We start from the raw sequence: 24,733 nt of genomic DNA, 5'->3' as shown, positions 1-24,733 counted from the left end.
GGCTGTTGCGGGGGATATGGGCCAGAAATGGCGATTTGTCAAAGTGGAAATGGCGACAGGAGGTCGACGGGCTGATTGGCCGCGCCTCAAACCTCAGAGGAATGGATCACCTGCGTCTTGGACCGCAAAGCACTCAAGGCGATCAGATGGACGACCTCCAGAGGAGCAGTGCAAAGATCGTCGATCACCTTGATCTGGAAGTCCTGCGCAGCGCGTGACAATGCCGTAAACACCACGCAGTTCTGCGTCATCATCCCGCAGATCAGCAATTCCGTCGTTCCCTTCAAATGATCTGCGAGGTTCGTCTCCTGAAATGCGTCTGCGTATTGCTTCGTCACCACCGGAGCATCGCCAGCCGCAGCCAGAACAGCCGGGCGGATTGCAACACCATGACCGCCGGCGGCAAACAGGCCCGTCGGAGCCGTCGAAACGTGCTGAACGAGAACAATCCCGTCACCCCTTGCGCGTGCTTGCCGGATCGCTTCGACGACCCGCTTCTCTGTTTCTTCGGCCTCCCAGAGCGGCAGCGCGCCGCCGGGGAAATAGTCGTTCTGAACGTCGATAACGAGAAGGGTGCGGCTCATCCGGAAGCTCCATTTGATGTTTGGCCCACAGTGATGACATCCGATTTCGTCGCCGTTGAGTGGCCTGATTGCCTTTTATCGTGTAAATCGGGCCAATGCGCATCGCCATCATCGCTTACGACCATATCAGCCCGTTCATGCTATCCACGCCGCTGGCCGTGTTTGGCGAGGCGCTCCTTGCGGGTGGGCATCAGGTTCAGGTGTGCTCGGATCAGTTCCGGCTGAACACGAGCGGCGGCATGATCATCGAGGCCGCCCATCGGCTGGATGCTGTCGATGACGCCGATATCGTCATTTTACCGGGTTGGCGCAGCGTGGACGAGCCCGTATCGCCCGATATCGTTGCTAAGCTGAAGGCGGCCGATGCTCGAGGATCCATCGTCGTGGGCTTGTGCCTGGGGGCCTTCGGCCTTGCCGAGGCCGGATTGCTGGATCGGCGGCGCGCAACGACCCATTGGGCGCACGCGAAGACCTTCGCGGCCCGCTATCCGCATGTAACGGTCGATGCGGCCGCGCTGTTCGTGGACGAAGGCCGTCTCCTGACGTCCGCCGGTGTCGCTTCGGGCCTGGATTGCTGCCTGCATCTGCTCGGCCAGATTTGCGGGATTGGGGAAGCAAACCGGATCGCGCGCCATCTCGTCGTCGCCCCTCAGCGCGCGGGCGGACAACCGCAACTGATCGAGCGACCGGCCATCGGATCGACTGCCGATCGGCGAGTGACCGAACTTCTCGAAGTCCTGCGCGCCGATCCCATCGCGCCGCCTTCGCTGGATGAACTGGCCAAGCGCTCGAACATGAGCCGCCGGAGCCTGACGCGCCATATCCGGGCCCGTACCGGAGGTAGCCTTGGCGAATGGATCAGGCGCGTTCGCGTGGCACGAGCGAAGGAGCTGTTGGTGGCCGGCGTACGCGGGCTGGACGACGTCGCCTTGCGCAGCGGTTTCCCTGATGCCCATGCACTACGCACGGCATTCCGCACCGAAGTCGGCGTTACGCCGGTGCAATGGCTGGCGCACCAGAGGATCCCCGGTGCCGCGCTGTCTCTGATGTCGGGAAAATCCTAGCTAGGTTTGCGCAAAGTCGCCGTCAGAGACCGAGGTCCAACCCAAGCATGCGGCTCATGACTAAGGCGACGACCCCGACACCCAACAGCGCCAGCACGAAGGCTCCCGCGATCTTGCCGCCCGCGAGCAGGACCGAGCCTCGCTCGATCTTGTCCACCTGATCGTAATGCCACTTGATGGCGAAGTACATTCCCGTGCCCAACGCGAGAACCTTGAAAATCACGAAGACTATGGGAAACCAATCCATGACAAATATCCTTACGTGCGGCACTACGCGCTTTATGCTCCCGTTTTAGGCAAACGCGTACTGTTTATTGTGCAACGCAGATATGTAATCGTGCACTGAGGTTCGCGTCGGGGATCAATGCGCCGTCTCAGGAAAGAAGGTAACCGTAGTCCGCTTGGGGCCGCAGCCCGACATCGACAGTCGGCCGAATTGCGCCAATTGCGGTCATCAGGTTGGAAATTTAGAGAGGCCGCGATGAGGCTGAAAGCTCCGCGTCCGCTTGTCGATGACAAGGCAAGTTGGCCGCCATTCGGCTGCAGATAGGCGGCGGCGGCACTCGACCGCTTGTGGTCGTTCTCCGGCCTCCGGCCCCTACCCGAAACCGCTATCCAGTTCCGTACCAGTTGCGTCGCACAGTTTGACAGTACCCGCCTTGGAAAGGGTTCAAGGCCAGTCACGGAGATTCACGGATAGTCGAAAGAGTTGCCAGCGGCGCATACCTGGCAACGCACCTTGGATCAAGAACCTCCTCAGCTTGGGATACCGAGGCGCAGTGGATCGTCGATCCACCGCTTCATCTTGTCAATGAAGCTCCACACGTCGTCATCAGCCGGCGTGAGATAGTCGGCGTCACTTGGATCAGCGCCCATAGCAGTAAACGCATTGAGCAGCCACTGCGTTTTGTTGGCGATCTTGGTGATCCCTTTGACTCCATTAAGCCAACACTCCAACTCACCAGAAGTCACAAAAAACACGCCATAGCGTGCGAACTCTTCAATAAGAGCCCTTGCTTCCTCGCGGTTAGCTTCGGGCAGCGCGTCAATCCCAAGTTTTTTGCACTGTTTCCTGCCCGCATTAGCCATGACTTTTGCCAACTCGTCACGCCGAACCTGCAAAGGCTGAAGAACCCCAGCCTCGGTGCTGATTAATGGCCAGAGATGCGCGAAATCATTGTCCATGAGAACATCGAAATCCATAATGCTTGCCGCGGGCACCCCCAGACTTCTCAAAGGCAAGGCTATGCGCGGAATGGTTTGCCAGTTCTGTGCGTTCAAAAACAAGGCATCTTCAATTCCGCGATGCACACTCACAAGGCGTGCGTTGACCTCATCATAGAACGCTCGGTCCGCGTCGGCTTCGCAGACAAGCACACCTCGGTGAAATAGCCCCCGCATTGCATGCGCGGATCGCAGAAGCGGATTGCTCATGAGTTCTCGGATATGTGCCGGCGCGATAGAACGGCTGGTTGCTCTACCGAAGTCATGGGTTAGCCGAACGATCCTTAGTTCCGGGGCAGTCTGCATACACCCTAGAAGGAAATCAGAGCTGTGAGTAGCGACCACTAACGTTGCGTCTCGATCACGTGCGGTTTGCGCCAAGACGTTGCCGACGCGGCGTGATAAGGTCGGATGCAAGAATGCCTCAGGCTCATCGATGAGTAGGATGCGATCTGGCAAACTCATCACCGCGGAAACGAGGCCGACGGATGTTTTGACACCATCTCCGAGATCGCTGAGTAGATCGGCATCTGCATGAAATGCGCGCGCTTCGGTATCCAGCGCTTGTTCCTCCGCCTCAGTCTTCGGTGCACGTTTGCTGAGACGGATACGGAATTGCGTCATACCCGTAGGATCGACAACAAAGAACTTCGCGAACGCATCCTGAGTGAACTTTCTGACTTTCTGCCGGGCGTCTTTATCAAGGAAAAGCGCCCAGAGATGATTTTGCGGCTTCTCCTCAAGTGAGCCCGTTGCCTTCGGGTCTGTGAGTTCGAATCGTGTGCGACCATCCAGTAGGATGGTAAAAAATTTCACAAAGTTATTTCTTACGGATTTGTGAAAATCATCGGCGGCCCAGCCCTCGAACCACTTGCCCGTATGGACGTGAATAAGTAGCTGCTGCTCATTCAGTTTGACGCTTGGTTTCTGGAAGTAAGCATGATCGGCGACTGTCGTATTTCCTGGCGGCGTAGCGATCTCAAACATCTTCATCATCGCTGCGATACCCTCCCGGTCCGGCAGGGAAAGATCAACGCTGTCTATTAATTGGTACTTATCAATCTCCTTATTCGCACATTTCGCATGTATCTCCCGCAGCGTACGACTTTTGCCGGCATTATTGGGGCCCACAAGGACGGTGACGTTCGGACAATCGATGGTCAAAGGAGGTTGACCGGGCGCAGGGCCTGCCTTGAATGTCAGTTTGGCGACTTTGAGAACATCTTTCATGGCTACGTTAAATCACACCTCGCTCGACCTCGTCGAGCTGTCATCGGCCGGTCCGATAAAGTGTGGTCCGGAGTAACAGCGACGATGACCGCAAACATCCTACCATGATGCCCGTTTTCAGGCTGAGACAAATCCTTGCTGAACGTCCGCAAAGGGCCGAAAGTGGCCGTAACCGCTACTCCCTACCCTCACCCGGCGCGGTGACCATCCTCGAACGAGGGCGAGCGATGTGCTAATCGTGCTGTGCTGGAAGGCACGAGATCGGAAGGGATGCGTCGATGGATGATTTTCATGGGAAACGCATGCTTCTTGAATTCCTGAGAAAGCACAGGCTGGCGGTGATCGCGACCTGCCATAGCGATGGGAAACCGGAGGCTGCCACGATCGACTTCTCGGTGCGCGACAATCTTGAGGTCGTGTTCAGCGCTTTCAAGGAGACGCGAAAGTTCGGCAATCTCGCGGAGCGCCCTTGCGTCGCCTTCGTCGTCGGATGGGACGACAACATCACCGTTCAATATGAGGGTGAGGCAACAAGGGTTGCTGCCGCCGATATCGAAGAATACCAGGAGGCTTATCTCGACAGCCTTCCGGCCGCCAGGGAGTTCATCGAGAGAGGGGCCGTGATCTTCAAAGCGACGCCAAGATGGATTCGATACTCCGATTTCAACCAGGAGCCACCCGAGCAGATCGAGATTCAATTCTGAAAAGCCCGTAAACCGTCGGCCGCACTACTCCCCGCCCTCACCCGCATCACCACCAAACACCACCGTCTGCGGCCAGCGCAGCAAAGCCGCCTCGCCCGCCTCGTTCAGCGCATAGACCCCCTTCCCCTGCCGGTCGAACCAGCCATAGACGTTGTCGAGCATTATCCGTCCCGCCTGCGGCGCCCAGGTCTTCATGTCGCGCGGCCGTACTAACCCCTGCTGCAATGCCGAGGCGCAGATCAGCGCCTGCTGCCGGTAGGCGGTCATGATCGGCGAGCGCGTGGCGCCGCCGAGCGCCGGATCGCCCTGTCTCTTCCGGTGTTCTTTCACGAGCCGCGTCCGCCGCTTCGGGTTCGTCCTCGGCATCGGCGATACGGAACTGACGATGATGCTCACCTCGCCGGTATCGGATATCCCGAGCATGCCGATCCCCATCCTCCGGCAGAGATCGCGATAGCGCCTGTCCGCCTCCCGCCCTCGTCCCTTGGCCGAGACCCTCGCCGCGATCCAGACTTCATCGGCCATCGCCGCCCGGTCGACCGCCTGCAGGATAAGCTCGAGATTGAACGACATCTTCAGTTCGCAGACGACCACGACCGGCGGCTCGCTTTCGCTCAAGCCCACGACATCGCAGGTTGCGACCTCTCCCTTCACGACATACCCCGCCGCCTCCAGAAAGGCCTTCACCGGCAGATAGAGCGAGGTCTCCATCGTCACGCTTACGGATTGAGATCGGCGATCTCGCCGAACTGCGCCAAGAGCCGTGGCGAGAGCATGTCGCCGGTCTCCTCATCAACGGTGATCGCATAGGCCGCCACACCCGCAAAGCGCTCCGACATGGCGGATGCGATCTTTTCCGCGCTGATCGGGTTCGACGCCTGCCGCATCTCGCCCGGCACCAGCTTGCCGCGATTGCTGCGGTAGGGGATCACGATAAACTTTTCACCAGTGGACACGCGCAGGATTCCCGATTGATCGTTCCTGAAACGTTCTGATTTGGGGGCGGATGTCAACTGCCCGCGCCATATCTCCCCCGAAAGCTCACCATCCGCGTGGCGCGACGCGAGCAGCATCATTGACCGAAATTACATTACACATTATATAACATGTAATTCATGGGTGGAGGGTGTAGCTTGGCGGACGACATCGTAAGGGACTTCGGCTATCTGTGCCTTGGCAGCCGCTTCCGTCGGATCGGCGAGCGTCTGCAGGCCGATACGCAGCAGATCATCCAGAGTTTTGGAGCCGAAATCCAGGCGGGCCAATATCCTTTCCTGGCGGCGATCGACCGCTCCGGACCGCTGACGATTGGAGAGCTGGCCGAAGCGGTTGGCATCACCCAGCCCGGCGCCACCCGGACCTTGGCGCAGCTGGCCGATCTCGGCCTTGTCGAGGCACGGGCCTCAGACGGCGACCAGCGCCGCAAGCTGGTATCGCTGACAGATACCGGCCGCGCGCTGGTCGATCGATCGAAAAGAGAAATCTGGCCAAGCATCGAACGCGCCGTGCGCGACCTGTGCGGCGATCTTCAAGGAACGCTGCTCGATCAGTTGGCCGGCATCGAAGATGGCCTGGCGATTGCGCCCCTGGCCAAACGAGCAACAAAAAAATCGGAGAAACAGCCGTGACCGACAGCCTCGACCGTCCCGCCTGGAACGCGCTTCTGACCGTGCAAGCCGATCTCGCCGAAGGCGGGCCGCTCGCCAAGCGTTACCCGACATCGATCGTCCCCTTCGCCGCCCCGCGCGACGATACGCCCGAGAGCTTGAGAGCGCTGGCCGCCCTTTCCGCGCCCGGTGAGATCATGGCGCTGGTCGAGGCCGGCCCGATCACCGTCCCTGATGGCCACGACGTACTCATCGAAAGCACGCTCGTGCAGATGATCGGCGACCGTCCCTACGAGCGCATCGACGACATGAGTATCGAGCCGCTGACACCCGACGATGCCGAAGAGATGTTGGCGCTGGCGCTACTGACGAAGCCCGGCCCCTTCACGCTCGGCGCCCAGCGCCTCGGCACCTTCTGGGGCGTCAGGATCGACGGCCGCCTGGCGGCCATGGCCGGCCAGCGCATGCGCCATCCCGGCCTTTCCGAGTTGAGCGGCCTTTGCACCCACCCCGATTTCCAGAAACGCGGCCTCGGCACCCTCCTCTTCCGCTTCGTCGCCGGCGAGATCACGGCGCGCGGTGAAGAGGTATTTCTGCACGCCTATGCCAGCAACACCTCGGCCATCGCGCTCTACGAACAGCTGGGTTTCAGGCTGCGCAGCCGGATGAATGTGAAGATCGTGCAGCGGCGGGGGTGAGGAGCGCGAGACCGGTCACGCCCCTCCCATGACCTCTTAGCCGTCGCGATCCGCCGAGAAGGCAACGTCACGCTGCGCCTCGATCGCCGCAAGCCGTTCCGCGAGCGCAGTGGAGATCGAGCGGTAGGCGATGCTTCCGAGCGCCAAACGGAGCGCCGGCCGCTCCATGTCGGCAGCGGCGATCATCGCAGCCACGGTGCGTGCGGCATCACCCTTGATGTCGAAGCTGCCGCTTGCGACGGCGCGGCGGACATCGCCCGCCGGTGTCGCCTCATAGACATCCATCGGCTTGCCGTGCACCAGACCTGCTCCAAAGCTCGTCACGGTCGGCCCCGGTTCCGCGATGATGAAGTCGATGCCGAAGGGAGCGACCTCCTTGGCCGCGGCCTCGACGAAGCCTTCGATGCCCCACTTCGTTGCATGATAGAGGCTGAAGTTGGGGTAGGTAATCTGCCCGCCCTCCGACGAGACCTGCATGATCCTTCCCCCGCCCTGCTGGCGCAGATGTGGCAAGACCGCGCGGATGAGCTGTATCGACCCCGTCAGGTTGGTGGCGATCTGCTGGTCGATCTGCGCATCGTCGAGTTCTTCGGCCGCGCCGAAGAGACCATATCCGGCATTGCTGACGACGACATCGATGCGCCCCATGCGCTGGAATGCATCCGCAACAGCGGAGCGGATGCCGGCTGTATCCAGGATGTCGAGCGTCAGTACGACAAGCCGCTCGCCATACTGCGCCTGCAGCGCGTCCAATTGATCGGCGCGCCGCACGGTCGCCACGACGCTGTCACCACGTGACAGCAACTGCTCGGTCATTTCGCGACCGAGGCCGGACGATGTGCCGGTAATGAACCAGGTCTTGCTCATGGCTATCTCCTTTTTCAAGCAGACCCCATATCGTCTTTTTCCTTTGGTGATATAAGCCACCCAATCCCGCATGAGATCGTGTGATATTTTCACCAATGACCAGACCGACACTGAGTGAACTCGAAGCCTTCCGCGCCGTCGCCAGTCACCGCAGCTTCCGCAAGGCGGCGGATGCGTTGGGTGTGTCGCGCTCGTCGCTGAGCCACACGCTGATCAATCTCGAGAAAAACATGGGTATTCGGCTTCTCAACCGGACAACGCGCAGTGTCGCCACCACCGATGCTGGCCGGCGGCTGCTGGAAAGGCTGGATCCGGTCCTGCGCGATCTCGAAGAGGCGATCGACGGCATCGCCGACGAACGCGGCGAGCCGGCGGGTATCCTGCGGATCAACACCAACAGGGGCGCCGGCCAATGGCTTCTGGGCAACGTGGTGCCGACATTCCTCGCGCGCTATCCCACTGTCGAACTCGACCTCGTTTCGGAGGGGCGCCTTGTCGATATCGTCGAGCAGGGTTTCGATGCCGGTGTCCGCCTGGCCGAATCCGTGCCCCAGGACATGATCGCGGTGCCCTTCGGCGGCAGCATTCGCTTCATCGCCGTCGCCTCCCCCGGCTATGTGCAGGCGCATGGGCAACCGTCGGTGCCAGACGACCTAACGAAGCATATATGCATCCGCCAGCGTCTGCCGGGTGGCAGGCGCTATCGCTGGGAATTCAGCCGCAACGGCGAGGATTTGTCGATCGATGTTCCGGGCCATCTCACGCTTGATGACAACGCCCTGATGGTCAAGAGCGCGGCCGGCGGTCTGGGCATAGCCTATGTGCCGGACCTCTTCGCCCATGAGGAACTGGAGCGCGGCGCCCTGGTGACGCTTCTCGAAGACTGGTGCCCGGCCATAGCGGGCAACGTGCTTTATTACCCCGGCTATCGCCACGTTCCATCCCCGCTGCGCGCCTTCATCGATGTGCTGAAAGAGGTGGAGCGGCAGCGCAGCCGAGCATGATTTTGCCATCGGGCGACGGGTTGATATCTGTTTTCAACCCGCCCGCCATGTCGGAAAACCTCGAGAGCTTGAGCCCTCAAGCCGCCTTCGTCTTCGCCTTCCGCGACAGATGCGCCACCACGTTCTCGATCATCCGCATGCCGGCATCGCCGCCGAGCGTCATGATCGATTCCGGATGGAACTGCACGGCCGCGATCGGTTCCTTGGCGTGCTCGATGCCCATGATCGTGCCATCCTCGCTCTCCGCCGTGATGATGAAATCGCGCGGCAGGGTCGAGGGGTCGGCGAAGATCGAGTGGTAGCGACCGACGGTGACTTCCTTGCCGAGACCGGAGAATACCAAGCCCGGCTCCAGCACGCGGATGCGCGACGGCTTGCCGTGCATCGGCAATGCCAGATGCCGCAGCTCGCCGCCATAAGCCTCGGCGATCGCCTGCAGGCCGAGGCAGACGCCGAAGATCGGCAGGTTGCGGGCACGCGCCTTCTTGATCGTTGCCTTGCAGTCGAAATCCTTGGGGTTGCCAGGACCGGGCGAGAGCACGACGAGATCGGGATCGAGCCGATCGAAGATCTCTTCCGGCACCGGCGAGCGCACGGTCGAAACCTCGGCGCCGGTCTGGCGGAAGTAATTGGCCAGCGTATGCACGAAGCTGTCTTCGTGGTCGACGAGCAGGATCTTGACACCCTTGCCCACAGTGGCGACGTCGCGGCTGGCCTTGGCCGTATTGCCGGCCTTGGCATCGCGGATGGCGGAGAGCATGGCGGACGCCTTCAGTTCGGTTTCGGCTTCTTCTTCCTCGGGAATAGAGTCGTTCAGAAGCGTCGCCCCTGCCCGGACTTCGGCGATCCCGTCCTTGATGCGCACGGTGCGCAGCGTCAACCCCGTGTTCATGTCGCCATTGAAGCCGACCATGCCGATCGCGCCGCCATACCAGGCGCGCGGGCTCTTCTCATGGCTCTCGATGAAGCGCATGGCCCAGAGCTTCGGCGCGCCGGTGACGGTAACCGCCCAGGCGTGGCTGAGGAAGCCGTCGAACGCATCCATGTCGTCGCGCAGGCGACCTTCGATATGATCGACCGTGTGGATGAGGCGCGAATACATCTCGATCTGCCGGCGGCCGATGACCTTGACCGAACCCGGCTCGCAGACGCGGCTCTTGTCGTTGCGGTCGACGTCGGAGCACATGGTGAGCTCGGACTCATCCTTCTTGGAGTTCAAGAGCTTCAGGATCTGCTCGCTGTCGGCGATCGGATCGTCGCCACGCTTGATCGTGCCCGAGATCGGGCAGGTCTCGATGCGGCGGCCGGAGACGCGCACGAACATCTCCGGCGATGCGCCGACCAGATATTCCTGGTTTCCGAGATTGATGAAGAAGGAATAGGGCGACGGATTGATCGCCTTCAGGCGCTTGGAAATATCCGAAGGCTTGCTGTCGCAGCGCTCCATGAACTTCTGCCCGGGCACGACCTCGAACAGGTCGCCCTTGCGGAAGCTTTCTTTCGCCTTGACCACCAGCTCGGAATATTCGCCGGGGCGGTGATCGCTCTTCGGCGGGATCGTGTTGGTGCGCTGGAACGGCTCGGCCGGGATATCGCCGGCCTTCCCCTCGGTGGTCAGCCCGCCCTTTTCGAAATCGTAACGGTCGATCCAGGCCTTGGCCGAATAATTGTCGACGACGAGGATTTCATCAGGGAGATAGAGCACCATGTCGCGCTGGTCGGAGGGGCGCGTCAGCTTCAGATTGATGGCGTCGAACTGGAAAGCGAGATCGTAGCCGAAGGCACCATAGAGCCCGAGGCTGGCATCGGCCTGCGAATAGAAGAGATCGGTAACGGCGCGCAGCACGGTGAAGACGGTCGGGATCTTCGAGCGCTCTTCTTCCGTAAACGCCCGGTCCGGCGCCTTGACGGTGAGGTCGAGCCGCCGCTTGGTCGAGGCGACGAGCTCCAGCTCGGAGATGGTCTTCAGCCGCTCGGTGACGAAGCCGAGGATGACCTCGCCGCGCTCGTTATAGGCGTCGATCCAGACCTTGCGGCCGTTGCAGGAGATGCCGAGCGGCGGATCGACCACGGCCGTATCCCAGCGCGTATAGCGGCCCGGATATTCGTAGTTCGACGAGAATACCGCCCCGCGGCGCTCGTCGAGCTTGTCGATATAGGAGGAGACCGCGTCGGCATAAGGGATCGCCCGGCGCTGCCGCGTGACCGTGATGCCACCCTTGGTCTCGTAAATCTCCGCTCCGTCATCCCTGATGATCGTTACCATTGCTTCACTCCGTTATCGGCCCGGATGACAGGCGGCCTTAAAAACAAAAAAAGCCGCCTGGTGTTTTCCGGGCGGCTCATCGTCGTCTTTGGACACGATTGGTCGAGGCCGCCTTAGCGAGCCCACCACCAGATTGCGATGTTCAAGGACATGTTCATGGGCGGAATTGTTAGCGTGAAGCCTTTTTCCGCGCAAGCGAATTTCTTCGGCTCGATGCGTCCGAACCGCCTTCCCGCGCGTTCCACATTGGCACGCAGCGTGACGGAGCAAAAGAATATGCAACGAAACTGGATGGCCACCCTCATTGGCGCCGCTCTCCTGATCAGCCCTACACTGCCCGAAAGCGGTCCTCGTCCGACCGCAAAACCCGAGCCTACGCCAGTCGAGAGGCCCGCGGAAAAGCCGGCCGAGAGCGAGAAAGCCGCGCCCGAGCACCAGGGACCGCCGGCACCTGTTCCCGGCTCCACCCAAGCTCCGGTCCCAAGCGAAGCTCCGGTCCCAAGTGAAGCTCCGACACCCGAGCCGAAGCCAAACACCACGCCGCCCGCCGAAGATGGCGCCGCGCAGCCCCCTGCCCCGACAGCGGACGCTTCGCCGCCGCCACCGCCGATCGAGAAAGAGGATCCGGAAGCGCTGAAGGCTTGCCTCGCCGATCTTACCGCGTTGGGCGCCAAGTTCGAAGACAGCCCGCCGATTGCTGAAGACCAAGGGTGCGGCATGGAACACCCGATCGCAGTGCGATCGATTGCCGATGGCGTGACGGTTTCGGAAGGCGCGACGATGCGTTGCGAGACGGCGCTCGCTCTGACGCGATGGGTCAAGAACATGGTGCAGCCGGCGCTTGCCGTTGCCATGCCGGGGCGCAAGATCGTCGCCGTCAATCACGCCTCGACCTATGTCTGCCGCCTTCGCAACAACGCCTCGACAGGCAAGATTTCGGAACACGCCCGCGGAAACGCCATCGACATCGCCGATTTCAAGCTCGATGACGGCCAGTCCATCCCGATGCAGCCGCGAGAGGAGGATTCGACGATGGAAGGCGCCTTTCAGCGCGCCGCAACAGCATCTGCCTGCCTCTATTTCAGCACGGTGTTGTCGCCGGGCAGCGACGCGGCCCATGAGACCCATCTTCATCTGGACGTACTGAAGCGGAAGAACGGCTACCGATATTGCCGCTGACGGCATCAGCCGGCGGTTCGAAAAGCGGCCTTTCAGGCAGCTAGCCACCTGTTTTTTCGACAGCTTTGCAACACTCGATAAAACATGACTAACACACTCATTTTTAAACTTGACTCCAATTCTCTATATTTCTAACTGTCGCCACAGGGCTTCTACCAAAGTGGAATCTACAAAGGTCGGAAATTTCCAGCGCGCCGCAGCCGCGACGCGTGAGGGCTTTCTGTGCGTATTTTTAGAGGGGTTTAATTATGCATTGGAATTCGCGATTGAATCGGCACCTCCTGACCGGCACGGCAGCAGCGCTGGCGATCGCCGTGGCGCTTCCCGCGGTGGCGCAGCAGGCGACGTCAACGGGGCAGCAAGCACAAACGGAGGATAACGCTACGGCTCTGAAGCCGATCACCGTCAAGGGCAAGGGCGCGCGCGTCGCGACCTCTCCGCTAACCGAAACGGTTGATCGTACCGAAATCCAGGAGAAGATGGTCACCGACTTCAAGGATTTCTCCCGCCGTATCGATGCGGGCGTTAACTTCAACGACCAGAACAACAGCATCAACATCCGCGGCCTTCAGGCCGACCGCGTGCTGACAACGCTCGATGGCATTCGCGTGCCGTGGCTGGTCGATCCACGCGGTTCCGCGCAAGGCGGCCTGAACTCGTTCGACTTCGACGGATTGTCCTCTGTCGACGTCACCAAGGGAGCAGATTCCAGCCGCTACGGATCGGGCGCACTGGGCGGCGTCGTCGAACTCCGTACGCTGAACCCCGAAGACATCATCGATGAAGGCAAGAATTTCGGCGCCCTGGCAAAGACCACCTATCAGAGCGGCGACAAGAGCATCAGCGGCAACGCCGCGATTGCCGGTCACTTCAACGATACGTGGCTGCTTTTCCAGGGCGGCTACAAGAAGGGCCACGAAACGCAGAATGAAGGCACGGTCGGCGGTTACGGCACGACGCGCACGGAAGCCAACCCAGCCGATTTCGATCAGAAGAACGGCCTCGTCAAGATTTATCAGGACGTTGATGGCGGCCACCGCTTCGGCCTGACCGGCGAACTCTTCAACCGCGACGAAGACTCGCAGAACATGCGCGGCACGACCAGCAGCTATCAGCAGGGCTCGCTGCTCTCCGGCGAGGAAGTCGATCGCAAGCGCATTTCCGGCTCCTACGACTTCATCTCCCCCGACAATACAGACTGGATCGATGAAGCACATATCGTCACCTACTGGCAGAAACAGCAGCTGAACAACACGACGGATGGCTTCCGCCTTCGCGATGCCCGCGCCAACGCTCCCGCCATTCCCGCCATTCCGTTCATCGGCTATCCCGGCACGGCAAGCGGCGAGGCGCTGTACTACGGCCTCCCAACCGGCGTCTATAAGCGCGACAACATGCTGGAGCAGACGACCTACGGCGTAAGCGGAAATGCTTCAAAGGAGGTCAAGATCGGCGGCGTTGAGAACAACTTCCGGTTCGGCGGCGAACTCTACGCGCAGAAGACCCACCAGTACTCTTGGGGTCAGGACAATTGCCCTGATGTCGATTGGTCGACCGTACCACAGTACACCGTTCCAGGCGGTACCAGCATCGGTCCGCAGGCTTGCCGCATGCTGCACAGCAACTCTTCCGACATGCCCGACGTCAACAGCGTGATGTTCGGCATGTATGTCGAGGACGACATCAAGCTGATGGACAACCGTCTGACGCTGACGCCCGGCCTGCGCTTCGATTGGTACGACCACTCTCCCAAGAACACGGATGCCTATGCCGGCAGCCCGAACTTCGATCCGGCCTACCTGGAATCAACCAGCGATTCCCGCTTCTCGCCGAAGCTGCGCGCCGCCTGGCAGGCGACCAACGAGTTGGAATTCTATGCGCAATGGGCGCAGGGCTTCCGCGCGCCAAGCGCCACGGAACTGTATCAGAATTACGGCGCTCCGGGTTCCTACGCTAGCGTCGGCAACCCCGATCTGAAGACCGAGACCAGCAACGGCTTCGAGATCGGCACCAAGTACCACTCCGACGACTACACGGTGTCGGCGACAGTCTTCAACAATTACTATAAGAACTTCATCGACACCGTCACACTCGCTCCTCCGGGCGGCGAATATCCGATTGGCGGCATCACCGGCTACGACAATGTTGATCGCGTCCGCATCTACGGCATCGAGATCGCTGGCGAGTGGCGCTTCACAGACAATTGGCGCACATGGGGTTCGCTCGCCTACTCGCACGGCAAGAACACCGAAACGGATGAATATCTGAACTCTGTCGCGCCATTGCGCGCCATCGCCGGCCTCGGCTATTCGACCGAGACCTGGGGTTCGGACGTTTCGCTCACCATGGCCGCCGCCCGTAACAAGGTCAGCGGCACCGGCTTCAAGGCCCCCGGTTACGGCTTTGTTGATGCGACCATCTGGTGGGAGCCCGAGCAGGTCGAAGGCCTGAGGGTTCAGGCTGGCGTCTTCAACGTCTTCGACAAGAAGTACTTTAACGCGCTCAACGTCCCGAACGGCACTTCGATGGCCGCCGCCGACTTCTACAGCGAAACCGGCCGCGCGTTCCGCGTTGCGCTCACCAAGAAATTCTGATCCACTCCACGGATCAGTACATGAAAAAGATCGCCGCGCTCCAGGGAACGCGGCGATCTTTTCGTTTCAACCAAGCAGAGGGACGCCGAAGTCCCTCCACGATGCCGCTAGTCTACCCCAAACCCCTCTAAAACAACCCCTCGATCGCGCCTTCTTCATTGAGATGGATGCGCTCGGCGGCGGGCGATTTCGGCAGGCCGGGCATGGTCATGATCTCGCCGGTGATGACGACGACGAAGCCGGCGCCGGCCGATAGTCGCACTTCGCGCACCGAAACCACATGCCCCTCCGGCGCGCCGCGCAGGTTGGGATCGGTCGAGAAGGAATATTGGGTCTTGGCGATGCAGACGGGCAGATCGCCATAGCCCTGCTCTTCCCAGATCTTCAGCTGGTCGCGCACCGTCTTCGGCACGCTGACTTCGCCGGCATGATAAATCTGGGCGGCCACTTCCTCGATCTTCTCGATGAGCGGCATGGCGTCGGGATAGATCGGCGCGAACTTGGCAGCGCCGGATTCGGCCATCTCGACGACCTTCCAGGCCAACTCCTCGATCCCGGCCGAGCCTTCCGCCCAGTGCCGGCAGACGATGGCTTCCGCGCCGAGATGCGCAACATAGGCCTTCACCGCCTGCACCTCGGCATCCGTGTCGGAAACGAAGTGGTTGATGGCGACCACGACGGGCACGCCGAACTTGCGGACATTGGCCACGTGACGGCCAAGGTTGGAGCAGCCGCGCGTCACAGCGCCGACGTCCTCGCGCCCGAGATCGCCCTTGCCGACGCCGCCGTTCATCTTCAGCGCCCGCACGGTTGCCACGATCACCGCCGCATCCGGGTTCAGCCCGGCCTTGCGGCATTTGATGTCGAAGAATTTCTCCGCGCCGAGATCCGCCCCAAAGCCCGCCTCGGTCACGACGTAGTCGGCAAGCTTCAGCGCCGTCTTGGTGGCGATGACGGAGTTGCAGCCGTGCGCGATATTGGCGAATGGGCCGCCATGCACCAGCGCCGGATTGTTTTCCAGCGTCTGCACCAGGTTCGGCTGCATCGCATCCTTGAGAAGCACGGCCATGGCGCCATCGGCCTTGAGATCGCGCGCGAAAACCGGCGTCTTGTCGAAGCGATAGCCGATGATGATGTTGCCGAGGCGCTCTTCGAGATCCGTAAGATCCGACGCCAGGCACAGGATCGCCATCACCTCAGAGGCGACCGTGATGTCGAAGCCGCTCTCGCGCGGAAACCCGTTGGAGACGCCGCCCAGCGAGGCGACGATCTCGCGCAGCGCCCGGTCGTTCATGTCCATCACCCGCCGCCAGGTAACGCGGCGCACGTCGATATCGAGCGCGTTGCCCCAGTAGATGTGATTGTCGATCATCGCCGACAAAAGATTGTGCGCCGCCGTGATCGCGTGGAAATCGCCGGTGAAGTGGAGGTTGATATCCTCCATCGGCACGACCTGCGCATAGCCGCCGCCGGCCGCCCCGCCCTTCACCCCGAAGCAGGGGCCGAGCGATGGCTCGCGCACGCAGATCACGGCCTTCTTGCCGATCCGGTTCAGCCCGTCGCCGAGCCCCACCGTCGTGGTCGTCTTGCCCTCGCCCGCCGGCGTCGGGTTGATGGCGGTGACGAGAATGAGCTTTCCGTCAGGCTTGCCCGCCTGCGCGGCCGTGAATTCGGCGCTGATCTTCGCCTTGTCGTGGCCATAGGGCGAGAGCTGAGCCGCCGGAATCCCGAGCCTGTCGCCGATATCGTAGATCGGCTTTTTCACCGCGGCGCGCGCGATCTCGATGTCGGTTTTATACTCAGCCATGCCGCCCTCAGATCTATTTCGTCTCGTAGAGGTCACGTTTATGCCAATGGCATGGTGAAATATACCGAAAGTTTGAAGGCGTCGGCGGTTGCGCACAGCAGCCCACAGCCTCTATCACCAACGCATTGATTCAGCATTTACGGGGGTAAACCATGAAATCACTCGAGCTCATCGTCGAGCGCATCATTCTGTCCAGCCGGTGGATCCTTGTCGCCTTCTATCTCGGCCTGGCGCTGTCGCTGGCCGTCTACGCGATCTCCTTCGCCTACAAGTTCTCCAAGGTGGCGATGAACGTCTTCACCTATGACGAAGGCGAGATGATCCTAGCCATGCTCGGCCTCATCGACGCGGCGCTGGTTGCCAGCCTGATCGTCATGGTGATGATCTCCGGCTACGAGAATTTCGTCAGCCGCTTCGACGACAACGAAACCGATGTCTCCTTCATCGGCAAGCTCGATTCCGGCAGCCTGAAGATCAAGGTCGCCTCGTCGATCGTCGCCATCTCGTCGATCCACCTGCTGCAGGTCTTCCTGAATTCGAACCAGTTCACCGACAGCAAGATCATGTGGCTGACCGCCATGCATCTGGCCTTCGTGGTCTCCGCCGTCATGCTCGGTTTCCTCGAGCAGCTGATGAAAAAGGCCAAGGACACCTCGAAGATCTAGAGCCAAGCGATTCGCGGGCGGCCCGGCCGCCTGCGACATATCGCGCAAGGCAAATCGTTTCATTTCCGTTTGCCTTTGCGCGTATTTCGTGCGCCAGAATACGAAAAACTCCACCTAGTTGATTTAAGAAAAACTAAAAACAACCGCAGGCGGATATTTCGTGATTAAATTATAACACCTTAATTTAATCACGGTGCACCGCACAAATTCTGACTAGCAAATATATCAGATAGTAGATCTTATTAGTCGAGTTGTGCGCACGAATGGACTAGTTGATGTCTTACGTAACTACCTCGGAAAGACAGTCGTTACTCACGGCTGAAATCACAGGCGTGAAGACGCGGCCGGCATTCGTCCAAATTCTGGTTCGAACGGCCGAAGCTTTCGGCTTCAAATATGCCACGCTGATGGATGCCCCGACCGCCGAGAGTTTTCTCCTCAAGTCCCTCCTGATCGAAACAAACCTGCCCGATAGCTATGTCAGCCGTTTCGATCGCGCGCGCTTCATGCAACTGCCGTTGTTTTCCTCCGGCATGTCCAGTTCCGTCCTCCCGCGTTACTGGAACCTTCGTGATCAGTCCGACATTTTCCCGCCCGAACTACAGGATCTCAAGAACGAATTCGGCATGCAGGTCGGCGTTGCTTTTCCTGTCTGTTCTGTCGATGGCAATCGCCTGCTTTTCTGGTTCTCCGGAACCCGCGCGCCGCTTGGCCAGACCGAGGTCAACGAACTGACCATGATCCTGCTGCATGCGCTCGACGCCTTCAATCTGGTGAAATCCGCCAAGAGCAGCGAGCATCCGCCCTTGTCTGCCCGCGAGCGCGAAGTGGTGCGCTGGACATCGCAGGGCAAGACCTCGATCGAGATCGGCCAGATCCTGTCGCTATCGGACCACACGGTCAACGCCTACATGACCAGCGCCATCAGGAAGCTCGATTGCGTCAACCGCACCCAACTGGTCGCCAAGGCGATCCGCTACAAGCTGATCACCTGACGCCACGCCGTATGTAGCGCCGCCAGAGCAGCGCCACCGGCCTCGCCCTTATCGGCCAAGCACCGCGCGCATCTCCACAAGGTTGGAGCGCACTCTCAGAATATAAAAGCCCATGGTCGCCAGATGGCTCGGCATGATCCAGCCATCCTCGCGGCCGTTTGAGATGATCGCCGGCTGGATGCGCAGCGCCGCCTGGAACTGTGCGTTGGTCGCGCCGTAGAGCGCGCCAAGATTGCGCTCGGCGATCACCCGCGAAAAGTCCGATTGGGCAGCCGCCAGGATGGCGTAGTAGCCGTAGAGCTGGCCATAGGCGAACCAGAAGCGATCGTCGGCGCGCGTGTCGAACCAGCCGCTCGCATGGTTGGCCGAGCGCTCCGCCAGCATGTCGGCAGTGCCGCCGAGATCGTTGGCGATACGGTCGATGAACTGGATGAGGTTGTCGGCGCGCGTATCGAAGACCGCGTTGCAGTTGGATAGATCCGTATTGAACTTGCGCAGGCTGTCGATCGCCGAGCGATAATAGCTCGGCGTCGGCGTCTTCGGGCCAAACGGATTGAGACCGAAATACCAGCTGTACTCGTCGAACTGCAGGTTGCCGCGCGCGCTCTGCAGGTCGTTGTTGATGCCGGAGGTGCCGCGCACGCGGCCCAGCGTATCGACGAGCTCCGCCGAGGTACGGCGCAGGGCCTGGTTCACGCCGCGCTGGAACGAGGCCTTGTTGTCAAGAAACGGGGTGTGGTCCCAGTCGATCCCGAAGAAACCGAGCCGATAGAGCAGCATGGAGGATATCCATGCGTTCTGGTTGACGTTGAAATCCGTGAGATCGGCCGTGACGTCGACAATCGCCGAGCGCTGGCAGGTCTTGGCCGCAGGCGTGGTCGCACCTTCGGCGGGCGGAACTTCCTGGCCAACCTGAACCTTGCGTTCGGCAAGCTTGTACTGGTCGACGAAGGACGGGTTGAAGCCGGTCCACATCTGCGTCTGAACGAAGAAATAGCCGTACATCAGGATGAGCAGCAAAAGCACGCCGATGACAGGAAGCCTGACCAGCCAGCTGCGGCGACCATACCATCCGCGCGCGGCCATGAACGGCCAGAAGGCCCAGGCCACGAAAAGCCGCGCCCAACGAGCAATCGCCCGGCCGATCGATCTGAAAAAACCGGAGATTCCGTCAAGCATCGCCCATTCCCCTCTGCATCCAAAAGCGCGTGTTTCACCCGCTCTCAAATATGCATCCGCATCCGAAACGGCAACATCGTGCTGATATTATTGTTTCTTCGGCTCAATCCCGAGGCTTGGTCGCCTTGAAGACTATTGGCCTAAAGGCGCGGCATCCGGAAACGCAGCCGCGAGGAGATCTTCATCGTGTCGATCAAAGGCGCGCCCGGAACATCCTCGTTTTGATGCGCATAGGCCGGAAACTTCTTGCCGAACTGCGCGTCGGCGGTGCGCTTGCGATGCTCGATCTCCTGCGGCAGCAGCATGTCGCGCTCGAATAGAACGATGGCATCGGCAATGCTGGGAAACAGTTCCGACGAAATCTGCACCTTCGAACCCGGAATATCGGTATCCACCTGCGCCTGATAGATCAGCAACCGCTCTTCCGTATCGATCATCAGCTTGCGCATCAGCGTGTTGCACTGGCCGATCTCGGTGTTCAGCCCATCCACCAGAAGCTGGAATATCCCGATGAAGCGCTCGCGCCGCTGGCTCTCGTCTCGCAGCTCGTGCTCGCGGGTGGAGACCTCATCGGCCTGCGCCTTCAGCGCCTTGCGCTCCTCTTCCATCCGATCCCACTCGGCCTTGCTGCCGTAGACACCGATACGACCCTGCGTCGTCAGCGCCTTGGCATTGAGCTCCTTGATGCGGATGCGGGCGATGTCGATCTCGTCCACCAGTCGGCGCCGGCGCTCGACGATATCGACCAGCATGCGCTCGGCCTCCTTGTGGGCGGTGAGGACGACCGTACGATGACGGGTGATCAGCCCGGCGACACTGTCGGACTTCACCATCAGGTCGCGAAGCCGCTCGACCACGGGAGCCGCCCGAACCCGGCTGCTGTGGCGCCGCCACATGCGCTGGCGCGAGAAATGCCCGATGAACCGCTCGGTCGCCGTCAGCCCGCGGAAACTGTCGAGATCGGACGACACCCTGACGGTCATCGCATCCAGCGTCGCCACCAGCTCGGCAAGCAGCTCCGCAAGGTTCCTGGCATCAGCGGCGAAACCCTGGAAGCGCTCGTTTTCGAAAAGAAAGCGCTCGTCGTCGATCTCGGCAGGATGGCGCGCGAACTCGCCGACGAAATCGGCGCAGGTCTTAACCTTCACCGGCAGTTCGTCGGCGATCGCACTGGCAGCATCAAATGTGGTGTCAAACGAGACAGGCTTGCGCACCTGATATCCCCGGGGAATCGAATGCCGCCAAACTAGAGCTGTTCATTCTCAAATGGAAGGAGCTTACTCGACCGCTTCGGCGACCCACTCGCCGTTCATGGCGTCGTCCCAGTGGCGGCGGCAGAGCGACACGTATTTCTCGTTGCCGCCGACCTCGATCTGCGCCCCTTCCCGGGCCACCGCGCCGTTGCCGTCGAGGCGCACGACCATTGTTGCCTTGCGGCCGCAATGGCAGATGGTGCGCACTTCGCGCATCTCGTCGGAGATCGCCATCAGCTCCTGCGAGGCGGGAAACAGCTTGCCCTGGAAATCCGTGCGCAGCCCGTAGACCATGACGGGGATATTGAGCCGGTCGACGACGCGCGCCAGCTGCCAGATATGCTCGCGCGTCATGAAATGCGCCTCGTCGACGAAGACGCAGGCGATCGGTTCGCCCGCAGCCCCCTGCTCGGCGATCAGCGCCAGGAGATCGGCATCCTGCTCGAAGGCGACCGCATTGGCCTGAAGCCCGATCCGCGAGCCGATGATGCCCCTGCCCGCCCGCTCGTCGAACGCCGCGATCAGCAGGAGAACGCGCATGCCGCGCTCCTCGTAATTATACGCGGCCTGCAGCAGCATCGTCGATTTGCCGGCATTCATCGTCGAGTAGTTGAAGTAGAGCTTCGCCATTGCATTCTCCGTCTCTCCGCTTCTTGAAAGCTGGATACGATCAAGAAAACCCCCGGCTATCGTTAATCACAGAAAATTGCCCGAAAACCCCTTCAAAACTGACAAAATTCAAGCGATCCATTAAATACGACACGTCGCAATCGGATACCGCAATGCGGCGCAAACGCACTGAGGTCGCTTGTAAAACTCGGCTATTGGTGATTGGCTTGGGAACGTAAGACTGGGAGTCTATAAATGAAAACGACAAGCGCATTCAAACTGATCACTGCCACAGCCGTTGCTGCACTCTCTGTCGCAACCGCCGCATATTCCGCTGATCCCGCCAGCTGCTCCACCGTTCATCTTTCGGATGTGGGCTGGACCGATATCACCGCGACAACAGCAACCGCATCCGTGATCCTCAAGGGTCTCGGATACACCCCCGACGTGAAGGTTCTTTCCGTACCGGTCACCTACCAGTCGCTGAAGAACAAGGACATCGACATCTTCCTCGGCAACTGGATGCCGACGCAGGAAAAGGATGTTCGTCCCTTCATCGACGACAAGTCGGTCGAATCCTTCGGCCCGAACCTGACCGGCGCGAAATACACATTGGCGACCAACGCCAAGGGCGCCGAGCTCGGCATCAAGGACTTCAAGGACATCGCTGCCCACAAGGAAGATCTCGAAGGCAAGATCTACGGCATCGAGCCGGGCAATGACGGCAACCGTCTGGTCATGGGCATGATCGAGAAGGATACCTTCGGCATGAAGGGCATGGAGGTCGTCGAATCCTCCGAGCAGGGCATGCTGGCGCAGGTTGCCCGCGCCGAGAAGGCCGGCAAGCCGGTCGTCTTCCTCGGCTGGGCGCCGCATCCGATGAACGAAAACTTTAAGCTCACCTATCTCACGGGTGGCGACGACGTTTTCGGTCCTGACTTCGGTGGCGCCAAGGTGTTCACCAACGTTCGCGCCAATTACCTGACCGAATGCCCGAACGTCGGCACCATGCTCAAGAACATGGTCTTCTCTCTCCCGATGGAGAACCAGATCATGGGCAAGATCCTGAACGACGGCGACGAGCCGGAAAAGGCCGCGACGGAATGGCTGAAGGCCAATCCGACGGCAATCGAGCCGTGGCTCGCAGGCGTCAAGACGCTTGACGGCAGCGGCGACGGCGTTGCCGCCGTCAAGAAAAGCCTCGGCCTCTGATATCGAGTACGGGGTGGCTCTGACCACCCCGTTTTCGCTATCCTCGCCCCTCTCGTTGTTCTTTCTGGATAGGCACGCCCTTGAACTGGATCACCGACTTTAAAATTCCCATTGGTCCCTGGGCGAAAGCCTTCGTGGATTGGCTCACCTCCAATGCCGACTGGTTCTTCAACCAGCTTGCCTTCGTGCTGTCCCACGTCATCGACGGGATCCTGTTCGTCCTGCAGAAGCCGCACCCGCTGATCGTCGTGCTGGCCATCACCGCGATCGCCTACTGGCTGAGGCGCTCGGTCGTCGTCGCCGTCTTCACCTGTCTTGGGCTGCTGTTCATCATGAACCAGGGCTACTGGAAGGAAACGACCGCGACGCTGGCGCTGGTGCTCGCCTCCACCTTCGTCAGCATGGTCGTCGGCATTCCCCTTGGCATCGCGGCTGCCCGCCGCCCCTGGGTGAACTCGCTGCTGCGGCCGATCCTCGACCTCATGCAGACCATTCCGACATTCGTCTATCTGATTCCAGCGCTTATCCTTTTCGGCCTCGGCATGGTGCCCGGCCTGATCGCCACCGTGATCTTCGCCATCCCCGCCCCCATCCGCCTCACGCGCCTCGGCATCATCTCGACGCCGCCCTCGCTGGTGGAAGCCGCCGAATCCTTCGGCGCGACCCCGATGCAGGTGCTGCGCAAGGTCGAGCTTCCCTATGCCACGCCGCAGATCATGGCCGGCCTGACCCAGACGATCATGCTCTCGCTGTCGATGGTCGTCATCGCGGCACTCGTCGGCGCCGACGGCCTCGGCGTTCCCGTTGTGCGCGCGCTCAACACCGTCAACGTCGCCAAGGGCTTCGAGGCAGGTCTCTGCATCGTCATCCTGGCGATCATTCTCGACCGAATGTTCCGCGCGGCGGGTGAAGGAGACGGCGCATGACCGCGGTTCGCTTCGATAATGTCAGCATCGTCTTCGGCGACAAGCCGGAGGCCGCCCTCACCCTTGCCGACAAGGGCAAGACCCGCGACGAGATCGGCGCCGAAACCGGCCTCGTGCTCGGTGTCGCCGACGCCTCGCTGGAAATCCAGGAGGGCGAGATCCTCGTGCTCATGGGTCTTTCCGGCTCCGGCAAGTCGACCCTGCTGCGCGCCGTCAACGGGCTTGCCCCGGTCGTGCGCGGCGAGGTCACCGTCAACACCGCATCAGGCCCGGTCAATCCCTACAAGACCTCCGCCAAGGGCCTGCGGGATCTGCGCATGCACACCGTCTCCATGGTGTTCCAGCAGTTCGCGCTGCTCCCGTGGCGCACGGTGGCCGACAATGTCGGCTTCGGCCTCGAACTCGCCGGCATGGCCGAGGGCGAGCGCAAGAAGCGCGTCGCCGAACAGCTCGAACTGGTCAACCTGACCAAATGGGCCGATCGCAAGGTCAACGAGCTCTCCGGCGGCATGCAGCAGCGCGTCGGCCTTGCCCGCGCTTTTGCGACCGGCGCGCCGATCCTGCTGATGGACGAGCCGTTCTCCGCGCTCGATCCGCTCATCCGCACCCGCCTGCAGGATGAACTGCTCGAGTTCCAGCGCCGCCTGAAGAAGACCATCCTCTTCGTCAGCCACGATCTCGACGAGGCCTTCCGCATCGGCAACCGCATCGCCATCATGGAAGGCGGGCGCATCATCCAGTGCGGCACGCCGCAGGATATCGTCAAGAACCCGGCCGACCAGTATGTCGCCGATTTCGTCCAGCACATGAACCCGATCAGCATGTTGACCGCCCGCGATGTCATGCATGCGGGCCTCGGCGATGCAGCAAGCAGTGCCAGCGTCAGCGGCACGGCCAAGGCCGAGACCCCGCTGATCGATATTCTCGACGCGCTCTCCCGCCAGCCGGGCAGCATCGGCGTGGTCGAAAACGGCGCCATCATCGGCACGATTTCCGCCCAGGACGTCGTCGCCGGCCTGACGCAGCACAGGAAGAAAGAACAGGCTTGATCCCACTGTCCGCTTCC

Annotated in this window: 23 protein-coding genes; 12 read left to right on the top strand and 11 right to left on the bottom strand. The window is 60.8% G+C overall.

Features of this window, described 5'->3' with window-relative positions:
• Window positions 1-86: 86 nt before the first annotated feature.
• Window positions 87-584 carry a cysteine hydrolase family protein gene (locus ACCD05_RS07445; protein WP_413391962.1) on the bottom strand — a complete coding sequence of 166 codons (498 nt, stop codon included), beginning with the start codon at window positions 582-584 and terminating at the stop codon, window positions 87-89.
• A gap of 95 nt (window positions 585-679) precedes the next feature.
• Between ACCD05_RS07445 and ACCD05_RS07440 the strand changes: the two genes are divergently transcribed.
• Window positions 680-1,648, top strand: coding sequence for a GlxA family transcriptional regulator (locus ACCD05_RS07440; RefSeq protein ID WP_413391961.1), 969 nt, complete (start codon window positions 680-682; stop codon window positions 1,646-1,648).
• A gap of 22 nt (window positions 1,649-1,670) precedes the next feature.
• On the opposite strand, the gene ACCD05_RS07435 is transcribed toward ACCD05_RS07440, so the two are convergent.
• Window positions 1,671-1,895 carry a hypothetical protein gene (locus ACCD05_RS07435; RefSeq protein WP_413391960.1) on the bottom strand — a complete coding sequence of 75 codons (225 nt, stop codon included), beginning with the start codon at window positions 1,893-1,895 and terminating at the stop codon, window positions 1,671-1,673.
• Window positions 1,896-2,404: 509 nt separating this feature from the next.
• Window positions 2,405-4,102, bottom strand: a complete 1,698-nt coding sequence (locus ACCD05_RS07430) for an ATP-dependent nuclease (RefSeq protein ID WP_413391959.1) — start codon at window positions 4,100-4,102, stop codon at window positions 2,405-2,407.
• Between the two features lie 302 nt (window positions 4,103-4,404).
• Here ACCD05_RS07430 and ACCD05_RS07425 point away from each other — a divergent pair, with 302 nt between their 5' ends.
• Entirely contained in the window at window positions 4,405-4,806 is a 402-nt protein-coding gene (locus tag ACCD05_RS07425; RefSeq protein ID WP_413391958.1) for a pyridoxamine 5'-phosphate oxidase family protein, read from the top strand.
• A gap of 24 nt (window positions 4,807-4,830) precedes the next feature.
• On the opposite strand, the gene ACCD05_RS07420 is transcribed toward ACCD05_RS07425, so the two are convergent.
• Window positions 4,831-5,517, bottom strand: coding sequence for a DUF2161 domain-containing phosphodiesterase (locus tag ACCD05_RS07420; protein WP_413391957.1), 687 nt, complete (start codon window positions 5,515-5,517; stop codon window positions 4,831-4,833).
• Between the two features lie 8 nt (window positions 5,518-5,525).
• A complete protein-coding gene (locus ACCD05_RS07415; RefSeq protein WP_018897325.1) occupies window positions 5,526-5,762 on the bottom strand; it encodes a hypothetical protein in 237 nt (78 codons plus the stop codon).
• 177 nt (window positions 5,763-5,939) lie between these two features.
• Between ACCD05_RS07415 and ACCD05_RS07410 the strand changes: the two genes are divergently transcribed.
• Entirely contained in the window at window positions 5,940-6,434 is a 495-nt protein-coding gene (locus ACCD05_RS07410) for a MarR family winged helix-turn-helix transcriptional regulator (RefSeq protein ID WP_413391956.1), read from the top strand.
• A complete protein-coding gene (locus ACCD05_RS07405) occupies window positions 6,431-7,111 on the top strand; it encodes a GNAT family N-acetyltransferase (protein WP_413391955.1) in 681 nt (226 codons plus the stop codon). The genes ACCD05_RS07410 and ACCD05_RS07405 overlap by 4 nt, the downstream gene beginning before the upstream one ends.
• A 36-nt stretch (window positions 7,112-7,147) precedes the next feature.
• Here the strand turns inward: ACCD05_RS07405 and ACCD05_RS07400 are convergent, their stop codons facing one another.
• Window positions 7,148-7,978 carry an SDR family oxidoreductase gene (locus ACCD05_RS07400; protein ID WP_413391954.1) on the bottom strand — a complete coding sequence of 277 codons (831 nt, stop codon included), beginning with the start codon at window positions 7,976-7,978 and terminating at the stop codon, window positions 7,148-7,150.
• Between the two features lie 95 nt (window positions 7,979-8,073).
• Here ACCD05_RS07400 and ACCD05_RS07395 point away from each other — a divergent pair, with 95 nt between their 5' ends.
• Window positions 8,074-8,982 (top strand): LysR family transcriptional regulator, encoded by a 909-nt coding sequence (locus tag ACCD05_RS07395; protein ID WP_413391953.1) that lies wholly within the window; start codon window positions 8,074-8,076, stop codon window positions 8,980-8,982.
• A 76-nt stretch (window positions 8,983-9,058) separates the two neighbouring features.
• On the opposite strand, the gene ACCD05_RS07390 is transcribed toward ACCD05_RS07395, so the two are convergent.
• Window positions 9,059-11,248, bottom strand: a complete 2,190-nt coding sequence (locus ACCD05_RS07390) for an anthranilate synthase (RefSeq protein ID WP_413391952.1) — start codon at window positions 11,246-11,248, stop codon at window positions 9,059-9,061.
• A gap of 291 nt (window positions 11,249-11,539) precedes the next feature.
• Here ACCD05_RS07390 and ACCD05_RS07385 point away from each other — a divergent pair, with 291 nt between their 5' ends.
• Both ACCD05_RS07385 and ACCD05_RS07380 read left to right on the top strand, forming a co-directional pair.
• Window positions 11,540-12,427 (top strand): extensin family protein, encoded by an 888-nt coding sequence (locus tag ACCD05_RS07385; RefSeq protein WP_413391951.1) that lies wholly within the window; start codon window positions 11,540-11,542, stop codon window positions 12,425-12,427.
• A gap of 266 nt (window positions 12,428-12,693) precedes the next feature.
• Complete coding sequence (locus ACCD05_RS07380) at window positions 12,694-15,021, top strand: TonB-dependent hemoglobin/transferrin/lactoferrin family receptor (RefSeq protein ID WP_413391950.1); 2,328 nt, start codon at window positions 12,694-12,696, stop codon at window positions 15,019-15,021.
• Window positions 15,022-15,148: 127 nt separating this feature from the next.
• Here the strand turns inward: ACCD05_RS07380 and ACCD05_RS07375 are convergent, their stop codons facing one another.
• The gene (locus ACCD05_RS07375; protein WP_413391949.1) at window positions 15,149-16,828 is read right to left on the bottom strand and encodes a formate--tetrahydrofolate ligase; all 1,680 of its coding nucleotides are present in this window, start codon (window positions 16,826-16,828) and stop codon (window positions 15,149-15,151) included.
• Between the two features lie 152 nt (window positions 16,829-16,980).
• Here ACCD05_RS07375 and ACCD05_RS07370 point away from each other — a divergent pair, with 152 nt between their 5' ends.
• A complete protein-coding gene (locus ACCD05_RS07370; RefSeq protein ID WP_209235023.1) occupies window positions 16,981-17,493 on the top strand; it encodes a TIGR00645 family protein in 513 nt (170 codons plus the stop codon).
• Between the two features lie 275 nt (window positions 17,494-17,768).
• Complete coding sequence (locus tag ACCD05_RS07365; protein ID WP_112980190.1) at window positions 17,769-18,488, top strand: helix-turn-helix transcriptional regulator; 720 nt, start codon at window positions 17,769-17,771, stop codon at window positions 18,486-18,488.
• 48 nt (window positions 18,489-18,536) lie between these two features.
• On the opposite strand, the gene ACCD05_RS07360 is transcribed toward ACCD05_RS07365, so the two are convergent.
• From ACCD05_RS07360 to ACCD05_RS07350, 3 genes are all read right to left on the bottom strand, one after another.
• Complete coding sequence (locus tag ACCD05_RS07360; RefSeq protein WP_413391948.1) at window positions 18,537-19,667, bottom strand: DUF2333 family protein; 1,131 nt, start codon at window positions 19,665-19,667, stop codon at window positions 18,537-18,539.
• 140 nt (window positions 19,668-19,807) lie between these two features.
• Complete coding sequence (locus ACCD05_RS07355; protein WP_413391947.1) at window positions 19,808-20,881, bottom strand: hypothetical protein; 1,074 nt, start codon at window positions 20,879-20,881, stop codon at window positions 19,808-19,810.
• A gap of 63 nt (window positions 20,882-20,944) precedes the next feature.
• Window positions 20,945-21,550 (bottom strand): thymidine kinase, encoded by a 606-nt coding sequence (locus tag ACCD05_RS07350; protein ID WP_112942960.1) that lies wholly within the window; start codon window positions 21,548-21,550, stop codon window positions 20,945-20,947.
• 234 nt (window positions 21,551-21,784) lie between these two features.
• Here ACCD05_RS07350 and ACCD05_RS07345 point away from each other — a divergent pair, with 234 nt between their 5' ends.
• The 3 genes from ACCD05_RS07345 (at window position 21,785) to choV (ending at window position 24,716) form a co-directional block, all read left to right on the top strand.
• Window positions 21,785-22,741, top strand: coding sequence for a choline ABC transporter substrate-binding protein (locus tag ACCD05_RS07345; protein WP_047506214.1), 957 nt, complete (start codon window positions 21,785-21,787; stop codon window positions 22,739-22,741).
• 80 nt (window positions 22,742-22,821) lie between these two features.
• Window positions 22,822-23,667, top strand: coding sequence for a choline ABC transporter permease subunit (gene choW / locus ACCD05_RS07340; RefSeq protein ID WP_112980194.1), 846 nt, complete (start codon window positions 22,822-22,824; stop codon window positions 23,665-23,667).
• Window positions 23,664-24,716 (top strand): choline ABC transporter ATP-binding protein, encoded by a 1,053-nt coding sequence (choV, locus tag ACCD05_RS07335; RefSeq protein WP_047506220.1) that lies wholly within the window; start codon window positions 23,664-23,666, stop codon window positions 24,714-24,716. The genes choW and choV overlap by 4 nt, the downstream gene beginning before the upstream one ends.
• The last annotated feature ends 17 nt before the right edge of the window (window positions 24,717-24,733 follow it).

The sequence above is a fragment of the Rhizobium sp. Rhizsp42 genome (assembly GCF_047304155.1).
In the GTDB taxonomy this organism is placed as follows: Bacteria; Pseudomonadota; Alphaproteobacteria; order Rhizobiales; family Rhizobiaceae; genus Rhizobium.
This window is presented reverse-complemented; position numbering and strand designations above follow the sequence as displayed.

Excerpts from the sequence above, each read along its gene's own strand:
- ACCD05_RS07440 (WP_413391961.1), top strand. The coding sequence starts at position 680 with ATGCGCATCGCCATCATCGCTTACGACCATATCAGCCCGTTCATGCTA.
- ACCD05_RS07400 (WP_413391954.1), bottom strand. The coding sequence starts at position 7,978 with ATGAGCAAGACCTGGTTCATTACCGGCACATCGTCCGGCCTCGGTCGC.
- ACCD05_RS07420 (WP_413391957.1), bottom strand. The coding sequence starts at position 5,517 with ATGGAGACCTCGCTCTATCTGCCGGTGAAGGCCTTTCTGGAGGCGGCG.
- ACCD05_RS07350 (WP_112942960.1), bottom strand. The coding sequence starts at position 21,550 with ATGGCGAAGCTCTACTTCAACTACTCGACGATGAATGCCGGCAAATCG.
- ACCD05_RS07360 (WP_413391948.1), bottom strand. The coding sequence starts at position 19,667 with ATGCTTGACGGAATCTCCGGTTTTTTCAGATCGATCGGCCGGGCGATT.
- ACCD05_RS07430 (WP_413391959.1), bottom strand. The coding sequence starts at position 4,102 with ATGAAAGATGTTCTCAAAGTCGCCAAACTGACATTCAAGGCAGGCCCT.
- ACCD05_RS07390 (WP_413391952.1), bottom strand. The coding sequence starts at position 11,248 with ATGGTAACGATCATCAGGGATGACGGAGCGGAGATTTACGAGACCAAG.
- ACCD05_RS07435 (WP_413391960.1), bottom strand. The coding sequence starts at position 1,895 with ATGGATTGGTTTCCCATAGTCTTCGTGATTTTCAAGGTTCTCGCGTTG.
- ACCD05_RS07375 (WP_413391949.1), bottom strand. The coding sequence starts at position 16,828 with ATGGCTGAGTATAAAACCGACATCGAGATCGCGCGCGCCGCGGTGAAA.
- ACCD05_RS07385 (WP_413391951.1), top strand. The coding sequence starts at position 11,540 with ATGGCCACCCTCATTGGCGCCGCTCTCCTGATCAGCCCTACACTGCCC.
- ACCD05_RS07395 (WP_413391953.1), top strand. The coding sequence starts at position 8,074 with ATGACCAGACCGACACTGAGTGAACTCGAAGCCTTCCGCGCCGTCGCC.
- ACCD05_RS07445 (WP_413391962.1), bottom strand. The coding sequence starts at position 584 with ATGAGCCGCACCCTTCTCGTTATCGACGTTCAGAACGACTATTTCCCC.
- ACCD05_RS07345 (WP_047506214.1), top strand. The coding sequence starts at position 21,785 with ATGAAAACGACAAGCGCATTCAAACTGATCACTGCCACAGCCGTTGCT.
- choV (WP_047506220.1), top strand. The coding sequence starts at position 23,664 with ATGACCGCGGTTCGCTTCGATAATGTCAGCATCGTCTTCGGCGACAAG.
- ACCD05_RS07365 (WP_112980190.1), top strand. The coding sequence starts at position 17,769 with ATGTCTTACGTAACTACCTCGGAAAGACAGTCGTTACTCACGGCTGAA.
- ACCD05_RS07370 (WP_209235023.1), top strand. The coding sequence starts at position 16,981 with ATGAAATCACTCGAGCTCATCGTCGAGCGCATCATTCTGTCCAGCCGG.
- ACCD05_RS07425 (WP_413391958.1), top strand. The coding sequence starts at position 4,405 with ATGCTTCTTGAATTCCTGAGAAAGCACAGGCTGGCGGTGATCGCGACC.